The 23,382-nt window shown below is 62.5% G+C and carries 22 protein-coding genes and 1 pseudogene; 20 read left to right on the top strand and 3 right to left on the bottom strand.

What is annotated here, in order from left to right; all coding sequences use genetic code 11:
- The first annotated feature begins 12 nt into the window (after positions 1 to 12).
- From AWB77_RS04540 to AWB77_RS04530, 3 genes are read left to right on the top strand one after another with little or no spacing between them, the layout of a single operon-like run.
- On the top strand, positions 13 to 783 hold the full coding sequence (locus tag AWB77_RS04540) for an enoyl-CoA hydratase/isomerase family protein (RefSeq protein ID WP_244158424.1): 771 nt from the start codon (positions 13 to 15) through the stop codon (positions 781 to 783).
- Positions 776 to 1,504, top strand: a complete 729-nt coding sequence (locus AWB77_RS04535; RefSeq protein WP_061133218.1) for an NAD(P)H-dependent oxidoreductase — start codon at positions 776 to 778, stop codon at positions 1,502 to 1,504. The genes AWB77_RS04540 and AWB77_RS04535 overlap by 8 nt, the downstream gene beginning before the upstream one ends.
- Complete coding sequence (locus tag AWB77_RS04530; RefSeq protein ID WP_061133217.1) at positions 1,494 to 2,339, top strand: helix-turn-helix transcriptional regulator; 846 nt, start codon at positions 1,494 to 1,496, stop codon at positions 2,337 to 2,339. Before AWB77_RS04535 ends, AWB77_RS04530 begins: the two co-directional genes overlap by 11 nt.
- Before the next feature lie 20 nt (positions 2,340 to 2,359).
- Here AWB77_RS04530 and AWB77_RS04525 read toward each other — a convergent pair whose 3' ends face one another.
- Positions 2,360 to 2,617, bottom strand: a complete 258-nt coding sequence (locus AWB77_RS04525) for a DUF3072 domain-containing protein (RefSeq protein ID WP_061133216.1) — start codon at positions 2,615 to 2,617, stop codon at positions 2,360 to 2,362.
- 163 nt (positions 2,618 to 2,780) lie between these two features.
- Between AWB77_RS04525 and AWB77_RS04520 the strand changes: the two genes are divergently transcribed.
- The 9 genes from AWB77_RS04520 (at position 2,781) to AWB77_RS04480 (ending at position 12,908) form a co-directional block, all read left to right on the top strand.
- The gene (locus AWB77_RS04520; RefSeq protein ID WP_061133215.1) at positions 2,781 to 3,245 is read left to right on the top strand and encodes a RidA family protein; all 465 of its coding nucleotides are present in this window, start codon (positions 2,781 to 2,783) and stop codon (positions 3,243 to 3,245) included.
- A 225-nt stretch (positions 3,246 to 3,470) separates the two neighbouring features.
- Entirely contained in the window at positions 3,471 to 4,451 is a 981-nt protein-coding gene (locus AWB77_RS04515; protein WP_061133214.1) for an AraC family transcriptional regulator, read from the top strand.
- A 134-nt stretch (positions 4,452 to 4,585) separates the two neighbouring features.
- A complete protein-coding gene (locus AWB77_RS04510) occupies positions 4,586 to 5,509 on the top strand; it encodes a substrate-binding domain-containing protein (RefSeq protein ID WP_061133657.1) in 924 nt (307 codons plus the stop codon).
- Positions 5,510 to 5,556: 47 nt separating this feature from the next.
- Positions 5,557 to 7,077 carry a sugar ABC transporter ATP-binding protein gene (locus AWB77_RS04505; protein WP_061133213.1) on the top strand — a complete coding sequence of 507 codons (1,521 nt, stop codon included), beginning with the start codon at positions 5,557 to 5,559 and terminating at the stop codon, positions 7,075 to 7,077.
- Positions 7,064 to 8,068: an ABC transporter permease gene (locus AWB77_RS04500; RefSeq protein WP_061133656.1), complete on the top strand. Its 1,005-nt coding sequence runs from the start codon at positions 7,064 to 7,066 to the stop codon at positions 8,066 to 8,068. Before AWB77_RS04505 ends, AWB77_RS04500 begins: the two co-directional genes overlap by 14 nt.
- A 44-nt stretch (positions 8,069 to 8,112) precedes the next feature.
- A complete protein-coding gene (locus tag AWB77_RS04495) occupies positions 8,113 to 9,207 on the top strand; it encodes an alcohol dehydrogenase catalytic domain-containing protein (protein ID WP_061133212.1) in 1,095 nt (364 codons plus the stop codon).
- 17 nt (positions 9,208 to 9,224) lie between these two features.
- Positions 9,225 to 10,769: an FGGY-family carbohydrate kinase gene (locus AWB77_RS04490; protein ID WP_061133655.1), complete on the top strand. Its 1,545-nt coding sequence runs from the start codon at positions 9,225 to 9,227 to the stop codon at positions 10,767 to 10,769.
- Positions 10,766 to 11,500, top strand: a complete 735-nt coding sequence (locus AWB77_RS04485) for an SDR family oxidoreductase (protein ID WP_061133211.1) — start codon at positions 10,766 to 10,768, stop codon at positions 11,498 to 11,500. The genes AWB77_RS04490 and AWB77_RS04485 overlap by 4 nt, the downstream gene beginning before the upstream one ends.
- A gap of 505 nt (positions 11,501 to 12,005) precedes the next feature.
- On the top strand, positions 12,006 to 12,908 hold the full coding sequence (locus AWB77_RS04480; protein WP_167354125.1) for a PilZ domain-containing protein: 903 nt from the start codon (positions 12,006 to 12,008) through the stop codon (positions 12,906 to 12,908).
- A gap of 993 nt (positions 12,909 to 13,901) precedes the next feature.
- On the opposite strand, the pseudogene AWB77_RS36710 reads toward AWB77_RS04480, so the two are convergent.
- Positions 13,902 to 14,490: pseudogene (locus AWB77_RS36710) on the bottom strand (DDE-type integrase/transposase/recombinase); the annotation flags it as partial.
- A complete protein-coding gene (locus AWB77_RS37135) occupies positions 14,484 to 14,618 on the bottom strand; it encodes a hypothetical protein (RefSeq protein ID WP_279616172.1) in 135 nt (44 codons plus the stop codon). The pseudogene AWB77_RS36710 and the gene AWB77_RS37135, both read right to left, overlap by 7 nt.
- Here AWB77_RS37135 and AWB77_RS35600 point away from each other — a divergent pair.
- From AWB77_RS35600 to AWB77_RS04445, 8 genes are all read left to right on the top strand, one after another.
- A complete protein-coding gene (locus AWB77_RS35600) occupies positions 14,617 to 14,856 on the top strand; it encodes a hypothetical protein (RefSeq protein ID WP_157694750.1) in 240 nt (79 codons plus the stop codon). The genes AWB77_RS37135 and AWB77_RS35600 overlap by 2 nt on opposite strands.
- 47 nt (positions 14,857 to 14,903) lie before the next feature.
- Complete coding sequence (locus AWB77_RS04475) at positions 14,904 to 15,665, top strand: enoyl-CoA hydratase/isomerase family protein (RefSeq protein ID WP_061133209.1); 762 nt, start codon at positions 14,904 to 14,906, stop codon at positions 15,663 to 15,665.
- Between the two features lie 40 nt (positions 15,666 to 15,705).
- Positions 15,706 to 16,767: an ABC transporter substrate-binding protein gene (locus tag AWB77_RS04470; protein WP_061133208.1), complete on the top strand. Its 1,062-nt coding sequence runs from the start codon at positions 15,706 to 15,708 to the stop codon at positions 16,765 to 16,767.
- A 10-nt stretch (positions 16,768 to 16,777) separates the two neighbouring features.
- A complete protein-coding gene (locus AWB77_RS04465) occupies positions 16,778 to 17,839 on the top strand; it encodes an ABC transporter ATP-binding protein (RefSeq protein ID WP_061133207.1) in 1,062 nt (353 codons plus the stop codon).
- Positions 17,840 to 17,848: 9 nt separating this feature from the next.
- Entirely contained in the window at positions 17,849 to 19,630 is a 1,782-nt protein-coding gene (locus tag AWB77_RS04460; protein WP_061133206.1) for an ABC transporter permease subunit, read from the top strand.
- A gap of 27 nt (positions 19,631 to 19,657) precedes the next feature.
- Positions 19,658 to 21,199: an AMP-binding protein gene (locus AWB77_RS04455; protein WP_061133205.1), complete on the top strand. Its 1,542-nt coding sequence runs from the start codon at positions 19,658 to 19,660 to the stop codon at positions 21,197 to 21,199.
- 81 nt (positions 21,200 to 21,280) lie between these two features.
- A complete protein-coding gene (locus AWB77_RS04450; protein WP_061133654.1) occupies positions 21,281 to 22,123 on the top strand; it encodes an IclR family transcriptional regulator in 843 nt (280 codons plus the stop codon).
- Positions 22,124 to 22,175: 52 nt separating this feature from the next.
- Positions 22,176 to 22,838, top strand: a complete 663-nt coding sequence (locus tag AWB77_RS04445; protein ID WP_244158422.1) for an alpha/beta fold hydrolase — start codon at positions 22,176 to 22,178, stop codon at positions 22,836 to 22,838.
- Positions 22,839 to 23,382 lie beyond the last annotated feature (544 nt).

Raw genomic sequence — 23,382 nt, 5'->3', positions numbered from 1 at the left:
TGGAGAGAGGCAGTGTCATTGCGAACCGACGCTCGCACAGAGCGCTGTGTCATCGATGCAAGAATCACATCCAGACTCGATGGCCATATCCGGACCATCGGAATCGATCGCCCCGAGAAGCGCAACGCGCTCGATGCCGCGATGTTCGCAGCATTGGCCGATGCGTTGCTTCACGGGCAGTCCGACGCACAAGCGCATTGCGTCCTGCTGCACGGAACCACCGATAGCTTCTGCTCAGGCCACGACACCGCCGCGTTCCGAACGCTGTGGCCGCAGCCCGCCGACGGCGTGGTCAGACGCTGCATACAAGCGTTCTCGGAACAATCGAAGCCGCTGGTAGCCGCTGTCAATGGCGCAGCCGTGGGATTCGGCGCGACCATGCTGCTGCACGCCGACTGGGTTGTCGCCGGAAAAAGCGCGACTTTCCGCTTTCCCTTTGCCGATCTCGGCATCGTCCCCGAAGCGGGCGCAACGGCATTGCTGGCCCGCCGCGTGGGCGATCTGACGGCGCGCGACTGGCTCTTGAGCGGCCGCACGATGACTGCGAACGAAGCCTTGCGGCATGGGTTCGTTTCGCGCGTCGTATCGGATGCGAACGTGCGCGACGCGGCCAACGAATACGCCAAGTGCCTCGCCGCCAAACCGCCCGGCGCGTTGCAAGTCACGCGACGTCTGTTGCTGGAAGGCGCGAGTTCATCGGCGCAAGCGGCAATCGAGAACGAGTTCGCTCATCTCGACACCTTCATTCCGGCGCTTGCATCGACATCGACCGCTCATGGCTAAAGTTCACGTCGTCCATGCGCACCCGGAACCGCGCTCCTTCTGCACGGCAATGGCCCACGAGGCCCGACGCCTGATGGAGTTGCGCGGCGACGACGTGAGCTTCTCGGACCTGTATGCACTCGACTTCGATCCGGTAGTTCGCGCCAGCGAGTTCGTGCGACGCGCCAACGTCGACTATCTCGTCTATTCACTGGAGCAACGCCACGCGCTTTTGCACGACGCGCTTGCGCCCGACGTGCGGCGCGAGGTCGACGCACTTCTCGCGTGCGATACGCTGATGCTCGTGTTTCCGCTCTACTGGTTTTCGGTGCCCGCGCTCATCAAGGGATGGATCGACCGCTGCTTCCTGTCGGGCGCGCTGTACGGCGGAAAACGCATCTATGGCCGTGGCGGCATGGCCGGCAAGCGCGCGGTCGTCGGCGTGACTTTGGGCGGCCGGGAACATATGTTCGGTGAGCGGGGCATCCACGGCGAACTGGCGCGCGGCATGTTGCGCCATTTGCTGCAAGGCACGTTGGGCTACGTGGGCTTCGAGGTGCTCGAACCGTTCTTCGCGTGGCACATTCCCTACTGCACAGACGAGCAGCGCGCGGATACGATGGCGCGCTGGCGCGGCTTCATCGATCGACTGGACGAACAACCGCGTATTCCGATGCCGCGCCTCGAGGACTATGATGACGTGTTCCGGCCACTTCGCGATTCGTCCGATCATGAAAGCTAAAGCGCCGACGCGTTCGGTCAAGGTCTGGCGCGCGCCAGACGTCATGGACGCCGTCATGCTCAAGGGCCAGTTCATCGGTCACCGGTATCCTCCGCACGCACACGATACGCATTGCCTCGCGGTAATCACCGGCGGCGCCCTGGCGGTCGATGTACGCGACCAGCGACGCATATGCCGCCCCGGCGATGTCATCGTCATCGATGCCGACGTCGTTCATTCCGGCAGCGCGGCAGCAAACGGCCAGTGGAAAATGCGCGTCGAACACGTGCAGCCCGAGGCGCTCGCCGCCTACTGTGACGGGCTCGGCATTGCTCGGCGCGATCGATTCGATCTCGATAGCCCGTTTATCGTCGACGCCCAATTGTCACGCAATCTCTACGGCATCAACTGGTGCTCCGAAGTCGACGACGATCCTTTCAAGCGCAGTGAGGCGCTGGCTTGCGTGGTCATCGGCTTGCATGGGCTGCACGCGAGCCGTTCGGCGCGCTTGCCCGTCGTGCGCAGGGAGCCTGCACTCGTGCGGACGGTGAAGGCGCGTCTGCGCGAGGACTTGCATGCGCGGTTGACCTTGTCGACGCTCGCATCCGAGTTCGACGTCACGCCCTTTGTGCTGCTGCGCGCCTTTGTCCGCGAGACCGGATTGAGTCCTCATGCGTTCCAGCAGCAGACGCGCGTGCGCAATGCAATGCCGATGCTCCGTCAAGGCAAGTCCCTTTCTGAAGTCGGCGCACGCACCGGCTTCGCGGACCAGTCGCACTTTACGCGCGTCTTCAAGCAACAGACCGGCGTGACACCAAAGGTCTATCAGGCTGCGTTCTTCACGATGGCTCGGTGAACGTCGATTCAATAGCAATATCAACCGTTCCTGCCGCGCCCGGTCTTTGCCTGAAGTTCATCGATTCTGCGCGACGCATCGGCCTTGGTCAGCGATCCGTCGAAAGGCTCCTTGGCTTCCTCGCACAAGGTCTTGAGGTAGGACGCCTGCGCGCCGGTCATGGGCTCGTCGCCCGTGGTCCAGTCGTCCGGATCTTTCTCCGCGTTCGATGTCGGATGGGATTTCGGATTGTCGTCGTCGCTAAGGTTGGCGGCGTCATCGGCGGGTCGGTTCGTCATGGCGTTTTCTCCTGAGTGCTTTTCCTCGAAGCGCAAACATCATGCCGCGCGTGCCCTTCTTCGACTTGTGCTGCAATAGCGGCTGCGTTTCGGGCGTGAAAGGTCGCCGAAACGACGCAACGCTTTTGCTGGAAATCGCAATGCCTTCGCTTTGGGGGTTTTCATGCTCGACAAGACAACTGCGCGTCTCACGAAACTTGGACTGGTTCTTCCGAAACCCATCTCGCCGCTCGGTTCCTATCAAACCGTGTCGATCGTTGGCAATCAGGTGCATGTTTCGGGCCTCGGCCCATTTGAAGACGGCGTGCCTGTGACGGGTATCGTCGGCGCGGATATGACGTTGGAACGCGCGCAACACTGCGCAAGATTGACGATGCTGATGATCTTCGCCTGTCTGCACGAAAAGTGCGGGCTGGATCGCATCAGCCGATGTGCGCGGCTGACCGTCTACGTGCGTGCCTCGGAGTCTTTCACGCAGCACCCGATGGTCGCGAATGGCGCGAGCGACATCTTGCGAGACCTTTTCGGGGCGAAGTCGCTGCCCGCTCGAAGCGCCATCGGCGTTCATACGTTGCCGATGGGCATTCCCGTCGAGATCGACAGCATCTTCGAACTCGAAGCGGGTTAAAGGCTCGACGGCGCTCGCCGCCGATCAAGAAAATACTGGAGTTGGACATTTTTGCGTTGCACAATTTGCCGCCGAGAGGCGATGACCGGCCGTGCCTGCAAAAAAGTACATAAAAAGAGGCGAAAAGTTGGTAGAAGCGCGACACTGACCGATTTAAATTGGCGTCAATAGCCGGCGCCCCGAAAGCAAAAGCAGCCGGCAATAAAAGGAACTGGAGACGGCTTCATGAGGCACCCCGATCTAGAGGTGGTCGACGTCCGGCACGGCGAGTCCTTCAAGGCCTGGTCGCACGGCTATCCGTACAAGACGGTGCGCTGGCACTTCCATCCGGAATTCAAGTTGCAGTTGATCGTCGCCACGCACGGCAAGTTCTTCGTCGGCGATCATGTCGGCTCGTTCGGCCCGGGCAATCTCGTTCTGATGGGAGAGAATCTTCCGCATAACTGGGTCAGCGAAGTGCCGGACGGCGAACACGTGGAGCGGCGCAATCTCGTGATCCAGTTCGGCACGGACTTCGTCAAGCGCTGCATGGAAGCGTTTCCCGAGTGCCGCGATGCTCAACCGTTGCTCGATAACGCACGTCGCGGCATCCTGTTCGACTCGCAGACGAGCGCGGTCGTCGCGCCGCTGTTCGAAGAACTGTTGACGGCGCGCGGCATCCGGCGCATTTCGCTGTTCCTTCGTATTCTCGAATGCCTTTGCGATGCGAAGGAACAGACGCTCCTCGCGAGCATCGCTTATGAACAGAATGTCGCCTCGTCCAAACGGTTCGGTCATGTACTTGCGCATATCGGCAAGAATCTGGCGTCGGATCTGCGCGAGTCGGATCTCGCCGGGCTCGCCGGACAAAGCGTCAGCGCATTCTCGCGCGCGTTTCATCGTCATACGGGCGCGACGTTCGTTCAGTACGTGAACCGCCTGCGTATCGAAGCGGCGTGCCACATGCTGCTTGCCGATGAGATCAACATCACGCAGATCTGCTTTCAGGCCGGCTTCAATAACGTGTCCAACTTCAATCGGCAGTTCCGGGCGGCAAAGGGAATGACGCCGTCCGAGTTCCGCGCGCTGCAGCGGATCAATGCGCGCAGCCGGGAAGTCAACCTGAACGCGCCGTCGGAAGGCAGCCCGGAGCATGTATCGCCGGGACGCACAGCCGCCGGCTACGCGTCGTCCGTCGAACGACGAATGCGATCGTCGCCCACGTAACGCGTAGCGCGCGCACGCTCGCGCTCTTTTCGCCGTACAGCAGCCGTCTTGTCGAGATTCGCCCATCGCTCGCGCGAGGGCTTCATTCACCCTGAAGAAGTGCAAACTAATTAGGAGACACAACTATGAACCGCATGCCCGTTTCGTCGCTGCGCCGGGGCGCGTTTATCGGCACACTTGCCTTTGCGGGCGCGCTTTCCAGTGCCGCACACGCGGCGGCACCGCTCACGATCGGCATGACCTTCCAGGAAATGAACAACCCGTATTTCGTCACGATGCAAAAGGCGCTGAACGAAGCGGCAAATTCGATTGGCGCGAAGGTCCTCGTCACCGACGCGCACCATGACGTCAGCAAGCAGGTCAGCGACGTCGAAGACATGCTGCAGAAGAAGATCGACATTCTGCTCGTGAATCCCACCGATTCGACCGGCATTCAATCGGCCGTCACGGCGGCGAAGAAAGCGGGCGCGGTCGTCGTTGCAGTCGATGCGAACGCCAACGGTCCTGTCGACTCGTTCGTCGGCTCGAAAAACTACGATGCCGGCGTGATGTCGTGCGAATACCTGGCGAAGGCGATCGGCGGCAGCGGCGAAGTGGCGATCCTCGACGGCATTCCCGTCGTGCCGATTCTCGAACGCGTGCGCGGCTGCAAGGCGGGGCTCGCGAAGTTCCCGAACGTGAAGCTCGTCGATACGCAGAACGGCAAGCAAGAGCGCGCGACCGCGTTGTCGGTGACGGAGAACATGATCTCCGCGCATCCGAACCTGAAAGGCATCTTCAGCGTGAACGACGGCGGCGCGATGGGTTCGCTCTCGGCGATCACGTCCTCGGGCAAGGACATCAAGCTGACGAGCGTCGATGGCGCGCCCGAAGCGGTCGATGCGATCCAGAAGCCGAACTCGAAGTTCATCGAGACGACGGCGCAGTTCCCGGCGGATCAAGTACGCATCGCGCTCGGCGTCGCACTGGCGAAGAAGTGGGGCGCGACGGTGCCGAAGGCCGTGCCGGTCGATGTGAAGGTGGTCGACAAGGACAACGCCAAGGGCTTCAGCTGGTAAAACGCGATGTCTGCGGACGGCTCGCCGTCCGCCCGAAAGAGGCGCAGATGGACACCATTCTCAGGCTCAAGCACATCACGAAGAGCTTTCCCGGCGTGAAGGCGCTGCAGGACATTCACATCCAGATCGCGCGCGGCGAGATTCACGCGCTGCTCGGCGAGAACGGCGCGGGAAAATCGACGTTGATGAAGATCCTTTGCGGGATCTATCAGCCCGACTCGGGCGAGATCGAGATCGACGGGCAGACGCGTCAGTTCGACAACTATCACGATGCGGTAGCGGCGGGCGTGGGAATCGTGTTTCAGGAATTCAGCCTGATTCCCTATCTGAACGCGGTCGACAACATCTTTCTGGGCCGCGAACGCCGCACGGTATGGCGAACGCGCGACCGCGCCGCGATGCGCCGCGAAGCCGCGGACATCTTTGCGCGCCTCGGCGTCGGTATCGATCTGGATGTGCCGATCCGTGCGCTGTCGGTGGCGCAGCAGCAGTTCGTCGAGATCGGCAAGGCGTTGTCGCTCAACGCGCGCATCCTGATTCTCGACGAGCCGACCGCCACGCTGACGCCCGCCGAGGCCGATCACCTGTTCGCGATCATGCGGCAGTTGAAGCAGCAGGGCGTGGCGATGATTTTTATCTCGCATCATCTGGAAGAGATTTTCGATGTCTGCGACCGCATCACCGTGTTGCGCGACGGCCAGTATGTCGGCATGACGGACGTGGCGAAGACCGATGTCGAACGGCTCGTGGAGATGATGGTCGGGCGGCGTATCGAGAGCAGCTTCCCGCCGAAGCCCGCGTTACGCGACGATGCGAAGACCGTGCTCGACGTGAGCTCGCTGCAGATCACGAAGGATGGTCCTGTCAATGCGTTCACGCTGCGCGAGGGCGAGATTCTCGGCTTCGCGGGGCTCGTGGGCTCGGGCCGCACGGAGACTGCGCTTGCCGTGATCGGCGCGGAGCCGGTTCATGCGAAGGAGATTCGCGTGCACGGCGCGATGGCGAAACTATCCGATCCCGCCGATGCGCTCCGGTCAGGCATCGGCATCCTGCCCGAGAGCCGCAAGACGGAAGGGCTCGTCACTTCGTTCTCGATCCGCGACAACATCTCGCTGAACAACCTCGGCAAGTATCGCTCGCTGCGCTGGTTTCTGAACCATCGCATCGAAGCACGCACGACGGCGGAGATCATGAAACGCGTCGGCGTGAAGGCGCCGTCGATGAACACCGAAGTCGCGACGCTGTCGGGCGGAAACCAGCAGAAAGTCGTGATCGCGCGCTGGCTGAATCATCACACGCGCATCCTCGTCTTCGACGAGCCGACGCGCGGCATCGACGTCGGTGCGAAAGCGGAAATCTACGGGCTGATGCGCGAGCTCACCGCGCGCGGCTACTCGATCATCATGATCTCGTCGGAGCTGCCGGAAATCGTCGGCATGTGCGACCGCGTCTGTGTGTTCCGCCAGGGACGCATCGAGGCGATCCTGAGCGGCGACGAGATCGATTCGAACACGGTCATGACCTATGCAACAGCCGGGGCACGCGGAGCGACACATGAACACGCCTGACACATCTTCTCCGAACTCACGCGACGTGGCCGCCGCCAGCACGCACCACAGCGCACGTTCGCGCATCGCGAGCTTCAGACACTCGACGCTCTTCTATCCGCTCATCGGCCTCATCGTCGTCTGTATCGTGATGATGGTCGCGAGTTCGAGTTTCCTGTCCGCCGCGAACCTCGAAAACGTGCTGCGGCAAGTGTCGATCAACGCGATCATCGCGGTCGGCATGACCTGCGTGATTCTCACGGGCGGCATCGATCTGTCGGTCGGTTCCGTCATGGCGCTGTCGGGCGCGATCGCGGCCGGATTGATGGTCTCGGGTCTGAATGCGGTCGCGGCCTTGGTGACGGGCATCGCGGTCGGACTCGGCTTCGGCGTGGCCAACGGCTTCTTCGTGGCGTTCGCGCGCATGCCGCCGATCATCGTCACGCTCGCGACGATGGGCATCGCGCGCGGCCTCGGTCTCATCTATACCGGCGGCTATCCGATCGACGGCCTGCCCGACTGGGTCAGCTTCTTCGGCAGCGGCAAGGTGCTCGGCATCCAGGCGCCGGTTCTCATCATGCTCGCCGTCTATCTGGTCGCGTGGCTGCTGCTCGACCGCATGCCGTTCGGGCGCTATGTCTATGCGATCGGCGGCAACGAACAGGCCACGCGCTTGTCGGGCGTGCGCGTGGCGCGCGTGAAGCTGATCGTCTACACGCTGTCCGGGCTCACGTCCGCGTTCGCCGCGATCGTGCTGACCGGGCGTCTGATGAGCGGCCAGCCGAACGCGGGCGTCGGCTTCGAACTCGACGCGATCGCGGCGGTGGTGCTCGGCGGCACGTCGATATCCGGCGGACGCGGATCGATCCTCGGCACTCTGGTCGGCGCGCTGCTGCTCGGCGTGCTGAACAACGGCCTCAACATGATCGGCGTGAATCCTTACGTACAGAACGTGATCAAGGGCGGAATCATCCTGCTCGCGATTTATATCAGCCGCGAACGCTCGCGCTGATCTCCTCAAGCCTCCTCAAGCTGCGAACTTCCAACGAGAGACATATGACGACACAGAACACCGAGTCCCGGATGACCGCCATCGTGTGCCATGCGCCCGAGGATTACCGCGTTGAACAGGTGACGAAGCCGCGCGCCGGCCGCAACGAACTCGTGATCCGGATCGCCGCCTGCGGCATCTGTGCGAGCGACTGCAAGTGCTACACCGGCGCGAAAATGTTCTGGGGCGGATCGAGCCCGTGGGTAAAGGCGCCGGTGATCCCGGGCCACGAGTTCTTCGGCTATGTCGAGGAAGCGGGCGAGGGCGCGGCCGAGCATTTCGGCGTGCAGGTCGGCGATCGCGTGATCGCGGAACAGATCGTGCCGTGCGGGAAATGCCGCTATTGCAAGTCGGGCCAGTACTGGATGTGCGAAGTCCACAACATCTTCGGCTTTCAGCGCGAAGTCGCCGATGGCGGCATGGCCGAGTACATGCGTATTCCGCCGACGGCGCTCGTCCACAAGATTCCGCTCGGCGTATCGCTCGAAGATGCGGCGATCATCGAGCCGCTGTCGTGCGCGATCCACACGGTCAATCGCGGCGACGTTCAACTGGACGATGTCGTGGTCATCGCCGGGGCGGGTCCGCTCGGTCTGATGATGACGCAGGTCGCGCATCTGAAGACGCCGAAGAAGCTCGTCGTGATCGATCTCATCGACGAGCGCCTCGAACTCGCAAAACAGTACGGCGCGGACGTGGTCATCAATCCGACGAAGGACAACGCGCTCGACGTGATCAAGTCGCTGACCGATGGCTACGGCTGCGACGTGTATATCGAAACGACCGGCGCGCCGATTGGCGTCACGCAAGGTCTCGATCTCATCCGCAAGCTCGGGCGCTTCGTCGAGTTCAGCGTGTTCGGCGCGGATGCCACGGTGGACTGGTCGATCATCGGCGACCGCAAGGAACTGGACGTGCGCGGCGCGCATCTGGGACCGTACTGCTATCCGATCGCGATCGATCTGCTCGCGCGCGGGCTCGTCACGTCGAAAGGCATCGTCACGCATGGATTCTCGCTCGAGGAATGGGACGAGGCGATCAAGGTCGCCAATTCGACCGATTCCATCAAGGTGCTGCTCAAGCCCGCCGGTGAGCATTGAAGACGCGCGGAGAAGCGATGGAATACGTGATTGGCGTGGACATTGGCACGCAGAGCACCAAGGCGCTGCTCGTCGCGCGCGATGGCGCGATCGTCGCGAAGCATTCGAGCAGCTATCGGCCGGATACGCCGAAGCCGCTTTGGGCCGAGCAATGGCCGTCGGTGTGGTTCGATGCCGTCGGCGAATGCATCGCGCATTGCGTCGCGGAGGCGGTGGCCCAGGGCATCGATGCGGCATCGATTCGCGGCGTGTGCGTGAGCAGTCTGTACGGCGGCTCGGGCATTCCGGTGGATGAAGCGATCGAACCGCTGCATCCCTGTCTCATCTGGATGGACCGGCGCGCGACCGCACAGGCCGATCGCGTGCGCGAGCAGGTCGATCTAGATCGATTGCAGGCGATCACCGGCAACGGCGTCGACAGCTATTACGGCTTCACGAAGATGCTGTGGCTGCGCGAGCATCGTCCGGACGTGTGGGCGAAGACGCGCTATTTCCTGCCGCCGAACGCATACGTCATTCATCGTCTCACCGGGGAGATCGCGGTCGATCACAGTTCGGCGGGAAATATCGGCGGCGTGTATGACGTCGCGCGGCGCGGCTGGTCCGCCGAGATGCTCGACGCGCTCGACATTCCCGCGCGCATGATGCCCGAGCGGCTGGTCGAATCGGCGGATATCGTCGGCGGGCTGCTGCCGGAATGGGCCGCGCGATGGGGCCTGGCGGCGGGCACGCCGGTCGTCGCGGGCGGCGTCGATGCGGCCGTGGCGACCTTCGCCGCCGGCGCGACGCGCGCGGGGCAGCATGTCGCGATGATCGGCACGAGCATGTGCTGGGGCTATATCAACCAGCACGTCGATGCGCGTCATGGACTCGTGTCGATGCCGCACGTTCTCAACGGCACGCGCGATCTGTACGTGTTCGGCGGCGCGATCACGGCGGGCGCGTCGGTGACGTGGTATCGCGAGCAGTTCTGTCAGGCGGAGGTCGCGGCGGCGCTCGCGTTGCCGCACGGCGATCCGCACGTGCTGCTGGAAGAAGCCGCCGCGCGCGTGCCGGCCGGCGCGCAAGGCGCGATGTTCCTGCCGTATCTGATGGGCGAGCGCAGTCCGGTCTGGGATGCGAAGGCGAGCGGCGCGTTCGTCGGCCTGAGTCTCGCGCATACGCGCGCGCATCTCTACCGTGCCGTGCTCGAAGGCGTTGCGTTCGCGCTCAGGCACAACATCGAAGCGGGACGAAAAGGCTCGGAGTCGCTCGACGACAAGCTGATCGTCGTGGGCGGCGCCGCGCATTCGCCGCTGTGGATGCAGATCATCGCGGACGTCACGGGCTTTCCTGTCTGGACCATCGGCGAGGAAGTGGAAGCTGCGTTGGGCGCGGCGCTGCTCGCGGCGGTCGGCACCGGACTGGTGACGTCCGACACCGCGCAAAACGGCTGGTCGACGCTCATCGAGCGTGCGCAGCCGGACGCTGCGCGCGTGGCCCGTTATGCCGATTATTTCGATGTCTACACGGCGCTTTATCCGGCGCTCATGCCATCCATGCACAGGTTGCAATCGATATGAAAACCGAGTTCGACTTCAGCGGCAAGCGCGTTCTGGTGACGGGTGCATCGAGCGGAATCGGGCGTGCCTGCGCGCAGACGCTGGCGCGTTGCGGCGCGCATGTCGTCGCGGCGGGGCGCGATGCCGCCGCGCTCGATACGCTCGCCAGCGAAACGGGCTGCGCGACGCTGCGGCTCGATGTGGGCGCGCATCGTTCGGTCATCGATGCGGCGCTGGAGCCGTTCGATGCGTTCGATGGTCTCGTGAACTGCGCGGGCATTGCATCGCTCGAACCGGCGCTCGAACTCGACGCGGACGCATTCGACCGCGTAATGGCCGTCAATGCGCGTGGCGCCGCGCTGGTCGCCCGCGCCATCGCGCTGAAGATGCTCGGCCGTGGCGGCAGCATCGTGAACGTGTCGAGCCAGGCGTCGCTCGTCGGCTTGCCGGACCATCTCAGCTATTGCGCGTCGAAAGCGGCACTGGATTCGATTACTCGCGTGCTTTGCATCGAGCTCGGACGGCATGGCATTCGCGTCAACAGCGTCAATCCGACGGTTACGCTCACGCCAATGGCACGCTTCGCCTGGAGCGATCCGGTCAAGAGCCAGCCGATGCTTCAAGCGATTCCGCTTGGACGTTTCGCGGAGCCGGAGGAAGTCGTGGCGCCTGTTCTGTTTTTGCTGAGCGATGCGGCATCGATGATTAGCGGAGTTTCGTTGGCTGTCGATGGGGGATATACGGCTCGGTGAGTCTGCGTGAATCGATGTAAATAATATTGCATACCGATCATCCGTAGACCCATGCAATAACTAACATTGCACGTGGACTGCGCGCTGAAATTTTCGCGCGCTTGGCGAATGTCCCGGGCAGCAATGGCAGGGCTCTCAGGCTGGACGCGATGCTGCCGGTTGCTATCGGTGCTGACGAGAGTGCCACACTCGCAGATTAGCAATCGTGGTGGGTGATCGTCGACGTGCTGAACCCAAGAGGCTGCCGAATTGACGAAGGCATTCGTGTCCGGTGCGCCTCACACTCCACCGTGCGTTCGCGCAAGGCGAAACGCGAATCTCTTCGACGATTGCCGCCCCGGCCGCACAATGTTCATGCTGCTCCGCTGTTTTTATTTCCGTCGTTTTCATCAGACAAAAGTGGTCCAACGCACGTTGTCACGGTGAGTCCAGAGTTAAGTTAGCGTTTCCAAAACTCATGCATCCCGGCGCGCGGCGAGTCCGCCACAGCGATGGGGCAACGGACATGGCACTCGTCAAAATCACCGCCCGAGAGCTGGAAATCGGATCGCCCCTTCCGTTTGCCGTCTACTCGGCGAGTGGCAAGCTTCTCCTGGCGCGTGGTTGCCTGGTTCATTCGGAGGGCCAGCGGGACAGAATTCTGTCGGCAGGCGCGTTGCGGAGCGAGAGTGCGTCGACCAGTCCGTCCGGCGAATGCGCACCGCGTCCGGACGAACTGCTCATCTCGACCACGAGACACGACGGGGAGCCGGCCGTTCCAATCGTCGATGCGGCCACCGTCAGTTTCGAAACGCTCCCGAAGACGATCGACAGCATACAGGTGACGGTGATCGGCAATGACCCCGCGCCAGTTCGGACCGACTTCGTCGGCTCCGTTTCCGGAAATGCATTGCTCGTGACGGCCTCGAAGGGGCATGAATTGCTGAGGGCCGGCATCGAAGTCTCCTGCAATGCGCTTCGCGGGCGAAAGATCCATCAGTTCCGCAGTACTGTGCTCGGGCGAAGCGAGACGCCCGTCAGAGTGATCTACCTTGCGTGGCCTGAGTCGGTGCAGACGCAGGTCGTGCGCAGCCACGTGCGAGTGCCGACGGAAATGCCCGGGCGGCTCATCAGGAACGACTGCGTGGCGGCGGGGTTCGACGTAACAGTCACGAACGTGAGTCTCGGCGGCGTCGCCTTCCGGGCGTCAGATGCCCTTGTCAACGTAACAGAGCACTTCCGCCTGGCGCTGCGTCTGCGTGCAGGGGGTAAGCTCCACGCGGTCATGTTCAACTGTATCGCGCGCAACGTGAGGCGTATCGATGGTGGCGTCCAGATGGGTGCCGAGTTCAGCAGTCAGGCAGCGGACGTCATGTCGCTACTCAGGCAGCACATGTTCGAGACCGCGACGGGAAGCGCGGCGCAGTGACACTGACGTTCACTCGATGACCTTTTGATTGGTTCCGTTGCATAGCCGTTAGAGATGCATCCGGCTATCGCTAGAACCCGGCGGCAGAATGCGCTTTCATCGACTCGAGGGTTCGTTACGCCGGCAAAGGCCGCTTGATGTATCGTCCCTAGCGTGGCAACCGCTGATTGCGGACGTGCCCGTGGCGGACCAGAGTGCGTGACCGAGTTCCAGTAGCTGTCGGTCCTTGGTTTTGTCGCCCGTCGCCAAAGCATGGTCTCCCGCGCGGCGGATCCGGCTCGATAGCGGAGCGTTGACATCGACGGATCTTCAGCGGCGGTAAGGCACAAGGTCGTGAGAATAGAAGGCGATGCATCACTTGGCCGACGAACAACGCTGCCACGGATCAGGTTCGATCGTCACTGGCTGGTCACCATAGTCGAGCGCGTACCGACGCGATCATCATTTACCTCGAGCGGATGGCTCAGCGCGCCATGCTTGAGATTCTGCGCACCCGACTGGCAAAACGTGAGTAGAACGATATCGCAAGTTGCGTGAACCAACGCGTTGATCTGCGCGTCGCTTGCGTTTCCTGAGCTTCTTCGCCACGGCAAGCGTTAGTCGCCACCTATCATGCTCGAAGTGCGGCGGGATGGCATCGCAGTGATGCCGCCATTAGCGTTCCCTCTTGATCAGCGCCGGCCTCGTAGGGGCGACATTAGCGTGGTCTTGCGCGAGAGGGCCTAACAGGCTCCCGCTAGCATCCAACATCCGTGACAAAGCAGTTCGTCCATCGTTGGCTTCCCAGGAAGATCTCCACCATCCGCTAACACGGCGCGTGCTATTTCTATTTGATCGAGCCTACGCATGCGAGGGGCGCTCTTCTTTCGAGTTCCTGACCAAAAGTGTCGGTATTCTGCTTACGTTGGTGGCTACTTGATAGCGCCGATTCAAAACTGACCTCCTTGAGTCTTCGGACCGTTCTTGGAGAATGGCGTTGATTGCCTCAGTTGATCAGAATCGATGCTTGTACTTGTCGGGCGTCAAGATATGCCGGCTCAATGCGGCCGGATGGCATTTTAGCGCGCCTCCACGGCTTGATCACGACGTTCCCTTCCGGGCGGGTTCCAAACCACTCAAAGCCAAGACGTTCATCCCGGAACTCGCCGTTAAACCTTTCTTCCGCGCCGTCCTGTCACGGCATGCCGGAATCGCTGAGCGCCATGTTCATGCCGTTGTGCGTAGCCCACTTTAGGATACCCCGCCAGACGAACTCCGGACCGTTGTCGGAGCGTAGGTAGCAAGGAGCACCATGAGCCCTGATCAGTTGGGACAGCACTTCGTTCTCGCGCCCCCGATCGAAGCGATCAGGCCACGTCAATGGCCAGCCATTCACGCGAGTACTCATCGATCACGGTCAGACTCTCCCGTGCTGACCATCGGGCGCACGCATCGAATATGAAGCCGTACGCCCAGTCGCGCTGTGCCCCTGCGCCGGCGATGGGACGCGGCCGATGAACCGACACGCGACGGCGCGGGCGTTCGCGTGGCATTGGATGCGGGCAAGACGCCACAGCCGTCCTGCCAGGTCGGCGCTCATCGGTTACCAGTCCAGTCCGCCATCGTCTCGGTGCGCGTCGCGCACGCGAACGTGTAATTCGACGCGCCGAGCACGGCAACGAACACGTGCGGCTCGATGTCGACGCCGCCATCGCGGGCCAGGATCGGCATGCTGAGCTCCTTCGACGAAGCCATCCGACGCGCGAAGCAACGCGTTGAACAGCAGGGCGCCCTGAAGCGCCGTCTTCGCGAACTCGATGTTCAACTAAAGCGAACGCGTCGGGTCGAGTGGAACCCGCATTCTCAAGACCTCGTCGCCTTCTGGCACGGTAACTTTTTTCATTTCCCTGCAGTTTTTCCTGCCGAGTCGCAACGAACTCTCGTAAACCCGCTTGCAACACAATTTTGACAGTCCTATATTAAATTCCACCATTAACTATCACTATGCGATAAGAAATGAGCGAAGACGTCTTGTTCTCGAACCACGGCCGCGTGGCGGTCATTACGCTGAATCGTCCTGAACGCCTGAATGCGTGGACCACGCCGATGCGCAACCAGATCATCGAGGCGCTGGACCGCTTCAATGCCGACGACGAAGTCGCGGCGATCATCATGACGGGGGCGGGCGATCGTGCGTTCTCGGCGGGACAGGATCTTTCGGAAGCGCATGACTTCGACGGCGAACGCGCGGTCGCATGGGTCAAGGAATGGCAGCTTTATTACGCGGCGCTGCGCAACCTCTCCAAGCCGCTCGTGATGGCGCTCAACGGCACGGCGGCCGGCTCGGCGTTCCAGGTCGCGCTGCTCGGCGACATCCGTGTGGGTCATCCGGGCGTGCGCATGGGTCAGCCGGAAATCAACGCGGGCATCGCCAGCACGACCGGCCCCTGGATCATGAATTCGATGCTCGGCATGTCGCGCACCATCGAGTTGACGCTCACTGGACGTCTGATGGACGCGGACGAGTGCCATCGCATCGGGCTGATTCATCACCTCGTCGATGAGAGCAAGGTCTTCGAAAAGGCGCTGGAGATCGCAACCGAACTCGCCGCGAAGCCGCCCGTCGCCATGCGCCTGGACAAGCAGCGTTTCCGCGAGATGACCGAGCCGGGTTTCGTGGATTGCATCGAGGCGGGCATGCGCATTCAGCGCGAAGCCTACGACTCCGGTGAACCCGCACGCATGATGGAAGAGTTTTTCAAAAAGCGCGCCAAGTAAGCACTCTTCATTCACCTACCCAGTGCGGGAGACCTGAGTCATGACCCAAGCATTCAACCCGGCGCGACGCCGGATTCTTCACGGCGCGGGCGCGCTGGCCGTCGCCGGCGCCATGCCGCTGGCGGCGCGTGCGCAGAGCAAGCAGATCGTCGTCTCGGACCCGGGCGGTCCTTACACGACGGCGTATCGAGAGGCCTTCTACGATCCCTTTGAGAAAGCGACGGGCATCAAGGTGGTGAGCGTCGCGCGCGAATCGCAACCGGTCGCGCAGTTCGCGGCAATGGTGCAGACCAAGAACTACGTGTGGGATGTGACCACGCTGACGCTGTCCGCCGACATTCCCTATCTCGAATCGAAAGGCTTGCTCGAACCCATCGGCCTGAAGGCGAGCGACTATCCCGACGTCATGCCGGAGGCGATCACGCCAAACTGGCTGGGCGTCGACGTGTACTCGACAGTGCTCGCCTATCGCACGGACAAGTTCAAGGACAATGGGCCGAAGTCGTGGGCCGACTTCTGGGACGTGAAGAAGTTTCCGGGCCGCCGCTGCCTGCGCCGCAGCCCGCTCGACACGCTCGAACAGGCGCTGCTCGCTGACGGCGTGCCGCTCGACAAGCTCTATCCGCTCGACGTGGACCGCGCGTTCAAGAGCCTCGACAAGATCAAGCCGCACATCAACATCTGGTGGACCTCGGGCGCACAGGCGATGCAGGCGATCCAGAGCGGCGACGTCGACATGATATCGACCTGGAACGGCCGCGCGCAGGCAGCGAAGGACGGCGGCGCGCCGGTGCAGATCGTGTGGAATCAGGGGTTGTATTCGATCGAAGGCTGGGGCATTCCGAAGGGCACGCCGCGCGCCGATGCCGCGAAGCAGTTCGTCAAGTTCTGCGCCGACGCGAAACGTCAGGCGCTGCTCACGCGCACGCTGGCGTATGGTCCGACCAACAAGAAGTCGTTCGAGAGCATCACGAAGGAGCGCGCGACGCTGCTGCCGACGGCCCCGGACAACATCAAGGACATGAAGCTGCCGAGCCCTCAATGGTGGGAGGAGAATCGGCAGAAGGTCACCGAGCGCTTCAATTCGTGGATCCTCTCCTGAGGACGACATCATGAGCTCGAAACTCGAGGCGATCGGCATCGCCAAGCGCTATGGCGAGGCGGTTGCGCTGGAACCGACGGATCTCGCCGTGCAGGCGGGCGAATTTCTGACGCTGCTCGGTCCCTCGGGTTCGGGCAAGACCACGCTTCTGCAGATGATCTCCGGGCTCGTTGCGCCGAGCGCGGGGCGCATCGAGATCGATGGACGCGACGTCACCCATGTGGAGCCGGGTAAGCGCGGCATCGGCATGGTGTTTCAGAGTTATGCGCTGTTTCCGCACATGAGCGTGTGGGACAACGTCGCCTATGGTCTGCGCATGCGCCGCAAGTCGCGCGAAGAGGTGCGCGCGGCCGTGGACGATGCCCTCGCGATGGTCCGCATGAGCGAATACGCGAAGCGCTTTCCGAAGGAACTGTCGGGCGGGCAGCAGCAGCGCATCGCGCTGGCACGCTGCTTTGCTTACCGGCCCTCGGTGATTCTGCTCGACGAGCCGCTCGGCGCGCTCGACAAGAAACTGCGCGAGCACATGCAGTCCGAGATCCGTCGCCTGCACAAGGAGCTGGGCGCGACCTTTGTCTATGTCACGCACGACCAGGACGAAGCGTTGACCCTGTCCGATCGCATCTGCCTGATGAATCAGGCGCGCATCGAACAGGTGGGTACGCCTGCGGATCTCTACGACCGGCCTGCGACGCGTTTCGCGGCCGGCTTCATCGGCCATTCGAACCTGCTCGAAGGCGAACTCGATAGCACCAGTGGCACCAGCGGCGAACCCATCCTGCTGGCGGCGGGCGGCCGCATTCCGCTGCCGCTGGGCGCGTCGATCGCGCCTGCCGCGCGTCATACGTTGCTGGTGAGGCCCGAGGCACCGCGTCTCGTCGAACCACAGGGTGGCTATGTCGACGGCACGATTTCGGATGTCGTGTTCTTCGGCAGCGACACGCGCGTGCAGCTCGCGATGAGCGACGGCAGCGAACTCACCGTGCGTTGCGAGCGCAGCCTGTCGCCGCGTATCGGCGACAAGGTGGGGCTGACGTGGGACCCGTATCGCACCACCTTGCTGCACGCCTGAGGAATCGTCATGACTCTTGCACTACATGCCCAGCGCGAGCATGAAGGCGCGCGCCACGGCTGGTCCGTCGCGCTGGCGCGCTGCGTCCGCTTCCTGCCGGTCGTGCCTACGCTGCTTTTCCTGCTGGTGTTTTTCATCGTGCCGGTGGGCGAGATCCTGCAAGGCGGTCTTGTCAGCGCCGACGGCCAGTTTGGCTTCGCCCAGTTCGAGCGCATCGCGCGCACGCCGGTCTATGCGAAAGTGTTGTGGATCACCTTCGCCATCTCGTTCCTGACCGCGGCGCTCTCCATCCTGCTCGGCTATCCGGTCGCGTACATGCTGAGCCGCCTGTCCGAGCGCGTGCGCGAACGCTGGCTGCTGTGGATCATGCTGCCGTTCTGGACGAGCTACCTCGTCAAGACCTATGCATGGATGCTGCTGCTCTCGAATACCGGCGTGCTGTCGACCATCGCGCTTTCGCTCGGCCTCGTGCGCGAAACCACGGGCACGATTCCATCGCTGACGGGCGTGCTCATCGGCATGGTGCATTCGATGCTTCCGCTCGCCGTGATGACCATGCTGCCCGTGATGCGCGGCATCGACGACCGCCTTGCACAAGCGGCGGAGACGCTCGGCGCGGAACGCAGCACCAGTTTTTTCACGGTGTTCCTGCCGCTGTCGTCGCCGGGCGTGGCCGCAGCCGGACTGCTGGTGTTCATCTCCAGTCTCGGCTTCTTCATCGTGCCCGCGCTGCTCGGCTCGCCAAAGGAAACGATGATCGCGCAACTCGTGATCTCGTCGGTGCTTGAACTGTTCGACATGCGCTTCGCGGGCGCGCTGTCCACGGTGCTGCTCATCTGCTCGATCTTCATCTTCTTCGTCTATGACCGCATGGTAGGCCTGACCTCGCTGACCGGCGAGATCAGCGAGAAGACGCGCGGTTCCCGCGCGGCGGGGCTCAGGCTGGCGTTACTGATGACGGCGGGCCGCGTGTGCGCGCCCTTCATGATGCGACGCCGTGCGCTTGCCGAGCCGGTGGCGCGCGCAGTCAGTCCGCTCGGACTGTACACGTGCATCATCATGGCGCTGCTGGTCCTGCCGGTGCTCTCGGTGATGCCGTACGCGTTCACGAAGAGCGATTACATCGGCTTTCCGCCGAAGCTCTTCAGCATGAAGTGGTTCGGCACCTTCATGGACTCGCCGGTGTGGCACAGCGCGGTGATCCGGTCCTTCGAAGTGGGCTTCGGCACGGCGGTGCTCTCGCTGCTGCTCGGCTTCGGCGCCACGCTCGCCATGACGCGCATGCCGCGTCGCGCCAGCAAGCCCTTGTTCGCGCTGCTGGTCGCACCGCTGATCGTGCCGCGCATCGTCGTGGCCGTCGGGCTGCTGTATCTGTTCGGGCGCTTCGGCCTGACGGGCACGAACCTGGGCCTCGTCATCGGCCACACGGTGCTGGCGATTCCCTATGTGGTCGTTACGCTCGCTGCGGGCTTCCAGCGTTTCGACTGGCGTCTGGACGATGCCGCACGCGTCATGGGCGCTTCGCCGCTGCGGCGCATCACGTCGATTGTCCTGCCCCTGCTGATGGCGAGCGTGACGGCAGCGTTCCTGTTCGCGTTCCTCGTCTCCTTCGACGATCTGACCATCGCCATCTTCGTGAGCGGCGGCATCAATTCGACCTTGCCGAAACAAATGTGGGACGACATCCAGCTCGCGATCACGCCGACGCTCGCTGCCGTTTCCACCACGCTCATCATCCTGATCGCGCTCGTCGTCGCGGTTTCCTCCTGGCTCAAGCGCCGTGCGCGCTGAACATCGGGCTCTCAAATCGGTTGAACCATGCATCGCTACCCGGAATACTTTGCCCATCGCCACGCGGACGACGAACTCGACTGCGTTCCCCTCCTCGCGGCAGGACTGCGCCGCGACCCCGCGCGCATCGTCGCGGACTTCGACGGTCACGCCATCACCTGCGGCGACGTCATGCGGCGCGTCGCGCAATTGCAGCGCTGGTTCGCACACGAAGGCCTCGTGCCCGGCGACCGCGTCGCCGTCATGCTGGGCAACAGCGCGGAACACGTTCACCTCATCTATGCGCTGATGCTGAGCGGCCTGGTATGGGTGCCGGTGAACACGAAGCTGCGCGCGGCGGGCCTCGAATACCTGTTGCGCCACGCCGAGCCGAAGCGCTTCATCATCGAAGACGAATTCGATGCGGTAACCGCAAACATCGATTGCGGCGAGTCGCAGCGCGTGCGTCTGCCTGCCTTCGATCCGCGCGATGACGCCACCGCGTTCACCACGCCGGCCATTGGCATTCACGATCCGCTGTGCATCATTTATACGTCGGGCACGACGGGCGCGCCGAAGGGCGTCGTCTTTACGCAGCGGATGATGCGCATTGCAAGCGAGGCGGCATTGCGCGTCGCGGACGTGCGCGAGGGCGACCGGCTGTTCCTCTGGGAGCCGCTGTGCCACATCGGCGGTGCGCAGATGCTGCTGCTGCCGTTCCTCGACATGATCACCCTGCATGCGGTGCCGCGCTTCTCGGCCTCGCAGTTCTGGTCGCAGGTGGAACGCGCGGGCGCGACGCAACTGCATTATCTCGGCGGCGTGCTCGACATCCTGATGCAACTGCCGCTCGATGCCCAGCCCAATGCGCACACGTTGCGCGTCGCCTGGGGCGCGGGCGTGAGCGCCGCAGCATGGGAACCCATTCAGGACCGACTCAAGATACGGCTGCGCGAGTGCTACGGCATGACGGAATGTTCGAGCTTCGCCACCGCCAATGCCACGGGCAAGCCAGGGTCAATCGGCCGCGCGTTGCCGTGGATCGATATCGAATTGCTGGATGAACATGCGCAGCCGGTAAAAGAGGGCGAAGCGGGGGAGATCGTGCTGTCGAGCAAGGTGGACGGCACCTTCCTGCCGACCTATCTCAAGAATCCCGAAGCGACAGCTTCCACGCTGCGCAACGGCAAGCTGCATACCGGCGACCGCGCGCGCCGCGACGCCGATGGCGATCTCTACTTCATCGGCCGGCAGACGGACAGCATGCGGGTGCGTGGCGAGAATGTGTCGGCATGGGAGATCGAACGGATCTTCGCCGCGCATCCGGCCGTGCGCCTGAGCGCGGCGATTGGCGTGGCATCACCGATCGGCGAGCAGGACATCCTGCTCAACGTGCAGTTCAAGGATGCGCCAGTGGACTGGGAAAGCATGCACGCGTGGGCGCGCGAGCGCCTGGCAAGCTTTCAGTTGCCGCGCTATTACCGCGCGGTGGAGGGCTTCGAACTGACGGCCAGCGAGCGGATCAAGAAGCATCTCCTGCCGCGCAACACCGACGATGCATGGGACCGGCTCGAGAAGGCGCAGGCATGATGGCGCCATGAATATCGCCTAAAGATAGCGTGTTAGGGCTATGCGATAATTCGTCGACAATCGAAAACGATGAACAACGTGATGATCGAAGAGCCCAAAGTGCCGCGCAAGCGCAAGAGCTCCGCAGCGAAGGCGCGCGGCGAGGCGGCGGACCCGAGCGCGTCTTCGCTGTATGTGCAGTCGGTCGAGAAGGCGATGAAAGTGCTCACCGCCTTCGACGGCAGCAAGCGCCAGCTCTCGCTCTCCGAAATTGCCGCGCTGACGGGCTTCGACATGAGCGCGACGCAGCGCTTTGCCTATACGCTCGCGGCGCTCGGCTATCTCTTCAAGGATCCCGACAGCCGCAAGTACGAACTGTCGCCGCGGCTGCTGGACTTCACGTATCACTATCTGACCTCGAACGACCTGGTTAGCCGCGCCACGCCTTATCTCCAGCAACTCGGTTCGGAGACCGAGGAGGCGACCAATCTCACCGTGCTTGACGATACCGACATCGTCTTCGTCCTGCGTATCGTAAGCCGCAACGTTTTCAACGCGCATGTGATCGTTGGCTCGCGTCTGCCGGCATACTGCACGGCACCCGGACTCGCGATTCTCGCCACGCTGGCCGACGGCGAGATCGACGATATCCTCGCACGCACGAACCTGGTCCCCTATACGGGTTCGACCGTGTATCAGCCGCGCAAGATCAGGGAGCGGATCGCGCAGATCCGCACGCGGGGCTACGCCCATACGGAAGACGAATACTTCGTGTCTGACATTTCTACGGCGGCGGCCATCACGAATGCGCATGGACGCGGCATCGGCGCGGTGAACATCGCGGTGGCGCGTTCGCGCTGGCACGCGGACCGCGATGAGAAGCGCTTCGCCGATCTCGTAATCTCCACCGCGTCAGCCATCTCGACGCGGCGGCGCATCGAATAGCCAATGCCCGCCCGATCATTGCCGCATGGCGCGCCGGTGGAGATCGAACTCATTGTCGGACTGCACAGGGAGGCCTGATCATGGCGGCAACTTACAACGCGACATGATGGCGCTGGATGAGAAGCGGTACGTGTATGTCGGTCACGATATCGGCGCGTGGGCCGCTTATCCCTACGCTCACCACTTCGCAAAAGATTTGCGCGGTCTCGTCCTGCTCGACGGAAACATTCCCGGCGTGACCTTGCGCCCAACCATCACACTCGGTCCGGACAACTGGCACAACTGGCACTTCCTTTTCAATCCGATTCCCGATCTTCCTGAAGCCCTGCTGCAGGACCGCGAGCGAATTCTGATCGAATGGTTCTTTCGGGGCAAGACGGCAAACTATGTCTCGACGTTCTCGAAGGAAGACATCGACGAATACGAACGCGTCTACTCAATGCCGGGCGGCATGCGTGGCATGCTCGGATACTATCGCGCGGTGTTGAAGGACATGGAGCAGAACCGATTGCTGATGGATCGAAAGATCGAAGTGCCTGTGCTGGCCCTGGGCGGCGAGGTGGGCAGTGCGCCGGATCTCTTCGAGCGAATCAAGCCGCTGGGCGTGGATGTGAGAGGTGGGGTCATCGCGAACAGCGGACATTACATTCCGGAAGAGCAGCCGGCGGCATTGGCGGCGGAGATCGTTCAGTTCGTTTCGACGTTGGATGAATGATCGACAGTCGGCAACCGGACAGGGTCTCCGCGACCGGTAATATCAGGTCAGCGACTGCAGGCGGAGGACGAGACTTTCTGGCAGCGGGCGTTCTCAAGGCAATCGCGCCGCGCATCGGCTCTCGACGGACTTCCGAGTTCGGCCAAAAGCGGTCCTCGAAGAATCTTTAGAGCCGACATCCATAGGGCTGGAATAACGTTCAGAGCGACCGTTCGCGCCGTTGGTGCGACCACAGCAGCACCGTTGTCGAAGGTCGTCAAAAGCGTGGTGGTAGAAAGACGAGATCATCTTGTGGATTAGCATGTCACATCCTGGGCTAAACCACACGCGGGAAGATATTGAACTAAGGTGCAGACGCGAAGTTTGGCAGTCAGAAATCTGTTGGCAAGTGAGCCAGCACTCCGTCCGGCCGCCAAACGCGTAGTTGGTCCATCGGCCCGAGTCCAAGCGCATGAATCTGACTCTGGGAGCGAAAAATGGATGTCTTCCGTCCTTTAGGTGGCATCCGAGGAATTTCGTCGAACGTCGAGGCATCTACCATCCT

Origin of the sequence: Caballeronia fortuita (assembly GCF_001544835.2) — a bacterium.
Taxonomy (GTDB): domain Bacteria; phylum Pseudomonadota; class Gammaproteobacteria; order Burkholderiales; family Burkholderiaceae; genus Caballeronia; species Caballeronia fortuita.
This window is presented reverse-complemented; position numbering and strand designations above follow the sequence as displayed.